The following is an 8,256-nucleotide window of genomic DNA, read 5'->3' as shown; positions in this document are numbered from 1 at the left end:
ACGTCCACTGCCGCCGACATCAGCCCATCACGTACGGGCCGACCCGGCCAGCCTCACAGTCAGACCAGGCCGCCGCCGTGCGCGGCCCGGAGCGCGGCGGCCGGTCAGCGGCGCAGCGTCGTCTCGCGGGTCATGTGGGACAGCTTCTCCGGGTTGCGCACCGCGTAGAGCCCGCTGATCCGGCCGTCGTCGAGGCGTACCGCGACCACGGTGTCCAGCTCGCCGTCGAGGCGTACCAGCAGCGCCGGGTAGCCGTTGACCTGGACCGGCTCCATCGACGCCACGGCGGCGACCCGGCGCCAGCCGCCCGCGAGCAGCCGGGCCACCTTGTCGCCGCCGGTGACCGGCCGGGCAATCGCCTGCTTGATCCCGCCGCCGTCGCCCACCAGCACCGCGTCCGCCGACAGGACGCGGAGCAGCCCGTCCAGGTCGCCGGTCTCGACCGCCCGCCGGAACGCGTCGAGGGCGTCGCGGGCCTCGGCCGCCGGGACGGTACGCCGGGGGCGGCGCGCCGCGACGTGGGCCCGCGCCCGGTGCGCGATCTGCCGCACGGCGACGGGACTCCGCTCGATTGTCTCGGCGATCTCGTCGTAGCCGACGTCGAACACCTCCCGCAGCACGAACACGGCCCGCTCGGTCGGCGTCAGCGTCTCCAGCACCAGCAGCATCGCCATCGACACGCTCTCCGCGAGCGCCACGTCGTCGGCCACGTCGGGCGCGGTGAGCAGCGGCTCGGGCAGCCACGAGCCGACGTACGACTCCTTGCGCCGGCCCAGCGTGCGCAGCCGGGACAGCGCCTGCCGGGTGGTGATCCGGACCAGGTAGGCGCGCCGGTCCCGAATCTCGTCGAGGTCGACGCCGGACCAGCGCAGCCAGGTCTCCTGCACCACGTCCTCCGCGTCGGCGGCCGAGCCGAGCATCTCGTACGCGACGGTGAAGAGCAGGTTCCGGTGCGCGAGGAAGTCCTCGGTGGCCGGGTCCGCCATGACTGGCTCCCTTCGCTGCTCGGCTGCGTTCCCCACCAGACGCCGGCCACCGCCGCCGTGTGACACCCGGTCGCTGTGGCGGTCCTCACCCGGCGTCGCCGTCACGCCGGACGCGTCCCCGGCATCTCGTGTTCGTCAGCCACCCACCCCAGCAGAGAGGGCGCAACCATGCAGACCCGATTCAACCTGTTCGAGAACCCGGTCTCGGCGACGTTCATGAAGCGCTTCGCCGGTGCGGGCCTGGTGATCCACCAGTCGTCGCTGCCCCGCACCGTGCAGGAGCTGGTGTCGCTGCGGGCCAGCCAGATCAACGGCTGCGGCTGGTGCATCGACATGCACACCAAGGAGGCGGTGGCCGGGGGCGAGAGCGCGGTCCGGCTGAACCTGGTCGCCGCCTGGCGTGAGTCGACCGTGTTCACCGAGGCCGAGTGCGCGGCGCTGGCGTTCGCCGAGGAGGGCACCCGGCTCGCCGACGCCCACCAGGGCGTGTCCGACGAGACGTGGGCCCAGGTGCGCAAGCACTACGACGACGACCAGATCGCGGCGCTGGTCTGCCTGCTCGGGCTGATCAACGCGGCGAACCGGTTCGCGGTGCTCGTGCACCAGCGCGGCGGCTCGTACGAGCCGGGCATGTTCGCGGCGGCCATGGGCTGAGCGCGGCCGTCACCGCAGGCTCCGGAAGAACGACCGGACGTCGTCGGCGAACAGTTCCGGCACCTCCAGCGCGGCGAAGTGACCACCCCGGTCGAACTCGCTCCACTGCCGGATCGTGTACGTCAGTTCGGCGATCGGCCGGACGGCGCGGGTGATGTCGTGCGCGAACACGGCGACGCCGAGCGGGGGCGGGCAGGGCGCGGGCGGACCACCGAACGCGCTCTCCCGCACCAGCCGGGCGGACGAGGCGGCCGTGCGGGTGAACCAGTAGACCGAGACGTCGGTGAGGATGCGGTCGACGCCGATCGCCGATCGCGGGTCGGTCCACTCGGTGAACTTCTCGGCGATCCACGCCAGCTGCCCGACGGGGGAGTCGTGCAGCGCGTACGACACGGTCTGCGGCCGGCTGGCGTAGAGCACCTGATGGGGATGCCGCTGCGTCTTGAGCGCCATGATCCGGGCGAGCCGGTCCCGGTCCCCGTCGGACAGTCCGGCCTCCCCGGTCCAGCCGGGCGGCGGGGGCGTGGGCAGGTAGTTGAGGTGTACGCCGACGACGTGGTCCGGGTCGATGCCGCCGAGCCGGGTGGAGATGACCGAACCCCAGTCGCCGCCCTGTGCGCCGTACCGCCGGTAGCCGAGCCGCCGCATCAGCTCGGCCCAGGCGCGGGCGACGCGGTCGACGTCCCAGCCGCGTTCCCGGGTCGGGCCGGAGAACCCGAACCCGGGGATCGACGGTACGACCAGGTGGAACTGTTCGGACAGCGGGCCGAGCACGTCGAGGAACTCCACGACCGAGCCGGGCCAGCCGTGCGTGAGGATGAGCGGCAGCGCGTCCGGGTCGGCGGAGCGTGCGTGCAGGAAGTGGATGTTCTGCCCGTCGATGGTGGTGGTGAACTGCGGACACCGGTTCAGCTCGGCCTCGGCCGCCCGCCAGTCGTACGCGGTGCGCCAGTGCTCGGCCAGCTCCCGTACCCGGGCCAGCGGGATGCCGTAGTCCCACCCGGCCTCCGGTAGCTCGTCGGGCCAGCGGGTGCGGGCCAGACGGTCGGCCAGGTCGTCGAGGTCGGCCTGGGGGACGTGGACGCGGAACGGCTCGATCACTGTGGCTCCGATCATTGGTCACGCTAACGTTGGTGCGGCCAACGATAGCGCAGATCATTGGTGCCGCCAACGTTCCCGGTTAGGCTGGGCACGTGGAGAACCCGGAGCCGGACCTCGTACCGACCCGCCTGGCCGGCCTGCCGAGCTGGCTGATCACCCAGACCGCCGTACGCGCCGGCCGGCTGGTCGGCGACGGCCTCGCGGCTGTCGACGCCCGGGGGTACCACTTCCGGCTGCTCGCCACGCTCGACGAGTTCGGCCCGGCCAGTCAGGCGACGCTCGGCCGACGCAGCGGCATCCACGTCAGCGACGTGGTGGCGGCGCTCAACGAACTCGCCGAGCGGGAGTTCGTCACCCGCAGCCCGGACCCGGCCGACCGGCGGCGCAACGTCGTCACCATCACCGCGGCGGGGCGGCGGCAGTTGCGGCGGCTGGAGAAGTGTTTCGCCGCCGTCCAGGACGACCTGCTCGCGCCGCTGTCGCCGGACGAACGCGCGGACCTGACCCGCCTGCTGTCGCGGGTGCTGGCCCACCACACCCGCCCGCCCGCCTGACCGCCGCCGTCCGGCGAAATTCTCGCTCGTCGTCCTATCATTATCGTTCTCGATAGTGATAACGTCTGCGGCGTGACGACGTCGATGGAGCGGTGGGCGGAGACCGCGCTGCACCCGGTGCGGATCCGCATCCTCCGCGCGGTCGCGGGCGCCCGGGTGACCACGCACGACCTGGTCGAGCTGCTGCCCGACGTCCCGCAGGCCACGCTCTACCGGCACCTGGCGACGCTCGTGAAGACCGGAATGCTCGACGTGGTGGAGGAGCGCAAGGTCCGCGGCGCCGTCGAGCGGGTGTACGCGCTGCCCGCGCACGGCGCGGCACTGGACCCGGCGGCCCTGGCGGCGGCGACACCGGAGGATCACGCGCGCTACTTCACCGCGTTCGTGTCGAGCCTGCTGTCCGAGTTCTCCCGCTACCTCGCGCGGGAGTCCGTCGACTTCGTCGCCGACGGCGTCGGATACCAGCAGCTCGTACTGCACCTGAACGACGCCGAACTGCACGAGTTCGCGGCCGGGCTCAACGCGCTGGTCGGCCCGTTGCTCGCCAGAGGACCCGGCGACGGACGGACCCCCCGGCTGCTGGCGACCATCCTGATGCCCGCCGACCGCCAGGCCACCCCCGGCGACACGCACACGTCAGCGCACGACTCCGACACGACGAAGGGCGACGACTGATGGCATCCGTGATGCTCAACGGCGATGTGATCGACATCCGGTTCACCGGATGGGAACGGATGTGGGTCGGGCGGGAGCGGTTCGCGCTGCGCCTGGCCGCCGTGCGGCACGCCGCCCCGGTGGACGAGCCGATCCGGCTGGCCCGTGGCGCCCGGCGCGGGTACGCGGTGTCCGGCTTCGCCAAGATCGGCGTCTGGGGCATCTTCGGCGGTCCCCGCCAGCTCGTGGCGGCCCGGCGGGGTCAGCCCGGCCTGCACCTGGTGCTGGACCGCGCGGCGGCCGGCGGAGAGTTCGACGAGGTCGTCGTCTCCGACCCGGCCGCGGCGGGCCTCGCCGAGACCATCGGGCGTGCGACGAGGGGCCGGCCGTGACCGGCGACCACCTGCCGATCGAGGCGTCGGGCCTGACCAAGTGCTACGGCGACGTCACCGCCGTACGCGATCTGACCTTCACCGTGCGGCCCGGCGCGGTCACCGGCTTCCTCGGCCCGAACGGCGCCGGCAAGACCACCACGATGCGCATGCTGACCGGACTGGTGACGCCGACCAGCGGCACCGCCACGATCGGCGGGCAGCCCTACGGCCGGCTGGCCCAGCCGTCGCGGACCGTCGGCGCGGTGTTCGACGGCAACGCGTTCCACCCCGGCCACACCGCCCGTGACCACCTGGGCGTCTACGCCGCGATGGCCGGCTGCCCGGACAGCCGCGTCGCGGAACTGCTGGACCTGCTCGGCCTCGCGCACGCCGCCGACCGTCGTACCCGGGGGTTCTCCACCGGCATGCGCCAACGGCTCAGCCTCGCCACGGCGCTGCTCGGCGACCCTCGCGTCCTGCTGCTCGACGAACCGTCGAACGGCCTGGACCCGGAAGGCATGTCGTGGCTGCGCGGCCTGCTGCGCCGGCTCGCCGACGAGGGCCGCACCGTGCTGGTCTCCAGCCACGTCCTGCACGAGGTCCAGCAGGTGGTGGACGACGTGGTGGTGATCCGGCGCGGCGAACTCGTCGCCGCCGGGCCGTGGTCCCGGCTCACCGGCCCGCCGACGGTGCTCGTCACCTCGCCGGACACGGACTCCCTGGCCGCCGCGCTGACGGCCGCCGCCGGGTCCGTCGAGGCCGCCGGGCCCGGCCGCCTGCGGGTACGCGGACTGGACGCGCCCCGCGTCGCCGACCTCGCCGCGGACCACCGTCTGCGGATCCACGAGCTGGTCACCGAGACCACAAGCCTCGAACAGCTCTTCCTCGACCTGACCAACGACCCGGCGGAGGCCCGATGAACCTGCTCAGAGCGGAACTACGCCGGGTGCTGGCGACCCGGATGTGTGCCGGGCTGCTGCTCGCCGCCGTCGCGCTCGGCGGCGGCCTGGTCGGGCTCATGGCGCTCGTCGGACCGGAGAACTTCGACCCGCCGATGCCCGGCCTGCACACCGAGGAGGGCCTGCGGTCGATCCTCGGCATCCTCGGCTTCACCGCCTTCGTGCCGGCCGCCGCCGGCGCCCTCGCGGCCACGTCCGAGTACCGGCACGGCACCGCCGCCGTCACGTTCATGTTCGCGCCGCGCCGAGGGCGGGTGCTCGCCGCGAAACTCGCCACCCACGCGATCGTCGGCCTCGGCTACGGGATCGCGCTGGCCGGCTCCGCCGCGGCGGCCCTGTTCACGGTCGCCGCCGTGCGTGGCGTGTCGCTGGGCCTGCCCGCCCCCACGGTGCTGGCGCTGCTCGCCCGCATCGGCGTCGCGATGGCTGTCTACCTGCTCGTCGGCACCGGCGTGGGCGCCCTGCTCCGCAACCAGGTCGCGGCCGTGTGCGTGGTCGTCGGCTACCTCTACCTGGCCGAGCCCGTCCTGATGATGATCCCCGGCGTCAACGCGCTCTACCCGCTCCTGCCCGGCGGAGCCACCGCCGCGCTCACCGACTTCACCTACGTCGCCGACGCGATGTCCGCGCAGCTCGGCAACGACGCCGTCGCACTCCTGCCACCGGCGGCCGGCGCCCTGCTGCTGACCGGGTACGCGGTCGCCGCCGCCGCGCTCGCAGTGGTCGTCCCGATGCGCCGCGACATCACCTGAGCGTCGCCGGCGGTGTCACGGCGCACGGGATGTGGTGCGCTGTCGACCGGCGTCGCCGCTGGTCAGGGGCGCAGCACGTAGCGCCCGCGTACCCCGCCGTCGGCCATCGCCCGGTGCGCGTCCGCCGCCCGGTCCAGCGGCAGCACCGCGTGCACCCGGGCCGGCAGCTCACCGGCCGCGGTGCGGGCGAGCAGGTCGGCGAGGCGTACCCCGTCGGCGCGGGTCTCGATCACGCGGACGGTGACGCCGCGCTCGGCGGCCGGCTGCGCGTTGGGCCGCACGCCGACGAACACGCCGCCGTCGCGGACCAGGGCGAGCGCCCGCTCCTGCCACGCGGCCGCGTCGGCGACCGCGTCCCAGCCCGGTTCGCCGGCGGTGGTGAAGCCGGCGCCGAGGCCGCGGACGAACTTCTCGTCGTCGGCCCGCGCCAGGCCGGTCACCCGCCATCCTCGGGCCGAGGCGAGCGCGAGGACGTAGCCGCCGACCGCGCCGGCCGCACCGGTGACCAGCAGCCGGCCGCCGGCGGGCGGCTCGCCGAGCAGGTCGACGACCTGCGCCGCGGCCAGGCCGTTGAGCGGCACGGTCGCCGCCGCCACCAGATCCAGATCATCGGGTACGACCGCGAGGTCGGCCGTGGGCACGACGAGCTGCTCGGCGTACGTGCCGTAGTCGCGGTCGAACCCGACCACCAGCCCGGCGACCCGGGTGCCGGCGGTCAGGTCCACGCCCGGGCCGGCGGCGTCGACGGTGCCAGCGAAGTCCCAGCCCAGGCCGGTGTGGTGCGGCTGGTCGATCAGCCCCAGCGAGTGGAAGAAGCCGTCCGCGACCCCGAGGTCGACGGGGTTGACCGCCGCCGCGGCGACGGCCACCCGGACCTCGCCGGGCCCCGGCTCGCGCTCCGGGACGTCGACGATCTCGATCGCGCCGGGTCCGCCCGGGGTGCGGACGACGGCGGTGCGGAAGGTACGCGTACCCATGGTCGGGTCTCCTTTGTTCTTGAGGGGTGACCTGCTCCACGATGGAGGGGTAACTTTCTTTCGGGAAGTACGCACTTCGGAGTGCGTTGGGTACCCCGGGGTGGGAGGCGCGGACGATGCCGACGCAGACGGCGGCGCAGAAGCGGGCGCAGGCGCGGGCCGAGTACGACGCGTTCCTCGCGGGCTGCCCGAGCCGGCAACTCCTGGACCGGATCTCCGACAAGTGGGTGGCGCTGATCCTGGCCGCGCTCGGCCGTGACGGTCCCGACCACCACGCGGAGCCGCAGGTCATGCGCTACTCCGAGCTGTCCCGCCGGCTGGCCGGGGTCAGCCAGAAGATGCTCACCCAGACGTTGCGCTCACTGGAACGCGACGGCCTGGTCACCCGCACCGTGACGCCGAGCGTGCCGGTGACTGTCACCTACGAGCTGACCGACCTCGGTCTGTCGCTGCACCGGCTGACGTACGGCATCAAGGTGTGGGCCGAGGCGCACATGGACGAGGTGCACGCCAACCGCGAGCGGTACGACGCCGCCGCCGATCGCTGACCGGTCGCGCCGGGATTCTCCGAAACTTTCGGTCCTGGTCGCGGTTCCCGTCGCGCTTCGCTCTCACGGACATCTGTGGACTCCCGCGCTGATCAGCCGGTCGAGTCCATGTTCGCGTTGACATCGACATTGACCGATCGTGCCGTCGCGGATATCTTCCCAGGGAAGTTACCGGTACATCTTCGAAAAGTTTCAGGGCAGTGACGCGGGGGTGGGCGCACCGCCGGCTCCCACCCGCGTCCAGCCGGGCATCGCCAGCGCATCATCGTCCGATATGCAGAGGAGTGTCATGAAACATCTACCGAGGCGCAGCCACCGCGTGGTGCTGGCCGCCGTCACCAGCGCGCTGGCACTGGCCGGTGCCGCGCTCGTGGTGCCCAGCCTGGCCCAGGCGGCGGCGAGCACGCTCGGTGCCGCCGCGGCACAGTCGGGCCGCTACTTCGGCACCGCCATCGCGGCGAACCGGCTGGGCGACTCCACGTACAGCACCATCGCGGCGCGTGAGTTCAACATGATCACGGCCGAGAACGAGATGAAGCCGGAAGCGCTGCAGCCCAACCGGGGCCAGTTCAACTTCTCCTCCGGTGACCAGATCTACAACTGGGCGACCCAGCGCGGCCTCCAGGTCCGCGGCCACACGCTGGCGTGGCACGCGCAGCAGCCGGGCTGGATGCAGAGCCTGAGTGGCAGCAACCTG

General features: G+C 73.1%; 11 protein-coding genes. 8 read left to right on the top strand and 3 right to left on the bottom strand.

What is annotated here, in order from left to right:
- Positions 1 to 104: 104 nt before the first annotated feature.
- Positions 105 to 986, bottom strand: a complete 882-nt coding sequence (locus tag V6U82_RS31405) for an RNA polymerase sigma-70 factor (RefSeq protein ID WP_334467637.1) — start codon at positions 984 to 986, stop codon at positions 105 to 107.
- Positions 987 to 1,154: 168 nt separating this feature from the next.
- Between V6U82_RS31405 and V6U82_RS31400 the strand changes: the two genes are divergently transcribed.
- On the top strand, positions 1,155 to 1,640 hold the full coding sequence (locus V6U82_RS31400; protein ID WP_334467635.1) for a carboxymuconolactone decarboxylase family protein: 486 nt from the start codon (positions 1,155 to 1,157) through the stop codon (positions 1,638 to 1,640).
- 9 nt (positions 1,641 to 1,649) lie between these two features.
- Here V6U82_RS31400 and V6U82_RS31395 read toward each other — a convergent pair whose 3' ends face one another.
- Positions 1,650 to 2,756, bottom strand: a complete 1,107-nt coding sequence (locus V6U82_RS31395) for an epoxide hydrolase family protein (protein ID WP_334467633.1) — start codon at positions 2,754 to 2,756, stop codon at positions 1,650 to 1,652.
- Between the two features lie 77 nt (positions 2,757 to 2,833).
- On the opposite strand from V6U82_RS31395, the gene V6U82_RS31390 reads away from it, so the two are divergent.
- The 5 genes from V6U82_RS31390 to V6U82_RS31370 all read left to right on the top strand — a co-directional run bounded on the left by V6U82_RS31390 (position 2,834) and on the right by V6U82_RS31370 (position 6,034).
- Positions 2,834 to 3,295 (top strand): MarR family winged helix-turn-helix transcriptional regulator, encoded by a 462-nt coding sequence (locus tag V6U82_RS31390; RefSeq protein ID WP_334467631.1) that lies wholly within the window; start codon positions 2,834 to 2,836, stop codon positions 3,293 to 3,295.
- Between the two features lie 72 nt (positions 3,296 to 3,367).
- Positions 3,368 to 3,970, top strand: a complete 603-nt coding sequence (locus tag V6U82_RS31385) for a helix-turn-helix domain-containing protein (RefSeq protein ID WP_258545251.1) — start codon at positions 3,368 to 3,370, stop codon at positions 3,968 to 3,970.
- Positions 3,970 to 4,341: a hypothetical protein gene (locus V6U82_RS31380; RefSeq protein WP_334467627.1), complete on the top strand. Its 372-nt coding sequence runs from the start codon at positions 3,970 to 3,972 to the stop codon at positions 4,339 to 4,341. The genes V6U82_RS31385 and V6U82_RS31380 overlap by 1 nt, the downstream gene beginning before the upstream one ends.
- Positions 4,338 to 5,243, top strand: coding sequence for an ABC transporter ATP-binding protein (locus V6U82_RS31375; RefSeq protein ID WP_128138483.1), 906 nt, complete (start codon positions 4,338 to 4,340; stop codon positions 5,241 to 5,243). The genes V6U82_RS31380 and V6U82_RS31375 overlap by 4 nt, the downstream gene beginning before the upstream one ends.
- A complete protein-coding gene (locus V6U82_RS31370) occupies positions 5,240 to 6,034 on the top strand; it encodes an ABC transporter permease (protein WP_334467625.1) in 795 nt (264 codons plus the stop codon). The genes V6U82_RS31375 and V6U82_RS31370 overlap by 4 nt, the downstream gene beginning before the upstream one ends.
- 62 nt (positions 6,035 to 6,096) lie before the next feature.
- Here the strand turns inward: V6U82_RS31370 and V6U82_RS31365 are convergent, their stop codons facing one another.
- A complete protein-coding gene (locus V6U82_RS31365) occupies positions 6,097 to 7,011 on the bottom strand; it encodes an NADP-dependent oxidoreductase (RefSeq protein WP_334467622.1) in 915 nt (304 codons plus the stop codon).
- Between the two features lie 116 nt (positions 7,012 to 7,127).
- On the opposite strand from V6U82_RS31365, the gene V6U82_RS31360 reads away from it, so the two are divergent.
- Together V6U82_RS31360 and V6U82_RS31355 are read left to right on the top strand one after the other, a co-directional pair.
- The gene (locus V6U82_RS31360; protein WP_334467621.1) at positions 7,128 to 7,559 is read left to right on the top strand and encodes a winged helix-turn-helix transcriptional regulator; all 432 of its coding nucleotides are present in this window, start codon (positions 7,128 to 7,130) and stop codon (positions 7,557 to 7,559) included.
- A 289-nt stretch (positions 7,560 to 7,848) separates the two neighbouring features.
- Positions 7,849 to 8,256, top strand: a 408-nt coding sequence (locus tag V6U82_RS31355) for an endo-1,4-beta-xylanase (protein ID WP_334467620.1), incomplete at its 3' end; no start/stop codon positions are given.

Source organism: Micromonospora sp. CPCC 205554, from assembly GCF_036902745.1.
GTDB classification, from domain to species: Bacteria; Actinomycetota; Actinomycetes; order Mycobacteriales; family Micromonosporaceae; genus Micromonospora; species Micromonospora tulbaghiae.
This window is presented reverse-complemented; position numbering and strand designations above follow the sequence as displayed.

What these genes read in the sequence shown, in the direction of transcription:
- V6U82_RS31365 (WP_334467622.1), bottom strand. Translation starts at nt 7,011, where the DNA reads ATGGGTACGCGTACCTTCCGCACCGCCGTCGTCCGCACCCCGGGCGGA.
- V6U82_RS31405 (WP_334467637.1), bottom strand. Translation starts at nt 986, where the DNA reads ATGGCGGACCCGGCCACCGAGGACTTCCTCGCGCACCGGAACCTGCTC.
- V6U82_RS31395 (WP_334467633.1), bottom strand. Translation starts at nt 2,756, where the DNA reads ATGATCGGAGCCACAGTGATCGAGCCGTTCCGCGTCCACGTCCCCCAG.
- V6U82_RS31370 (WP_334467625.1), top strand. Translation starts at nt 5,240, where the DNA reads ATGAACCTGCTCAGAGCGGAACTACGCCGGGTGCTGGCGACCCGGATG.
- V6U82_RS31400 (WP_334467635.1), top strand. Translation starts at nt 1,155, where the DNA reads ATGCAGACCCGATTCAACCTGTTCGAGAACCCGGTCTCGGCGACGTTC.
- V6U82_RS31380 (WP_334467627.1), top strand. Translation starts at nt 3,970, where the DNA reads ATGGCATCCGTGATGCTCAACGGCGATGTGATCGACATCCGGTTCACC.
- V6U82_RS31360 (WP_334467621.1), top strand. Translation starts at nt 7,128, where the DNA reads ATGCCGACGCAGACGGCGGCGCAGAAGCGGGCGCAGGCGCGGGCCGAG.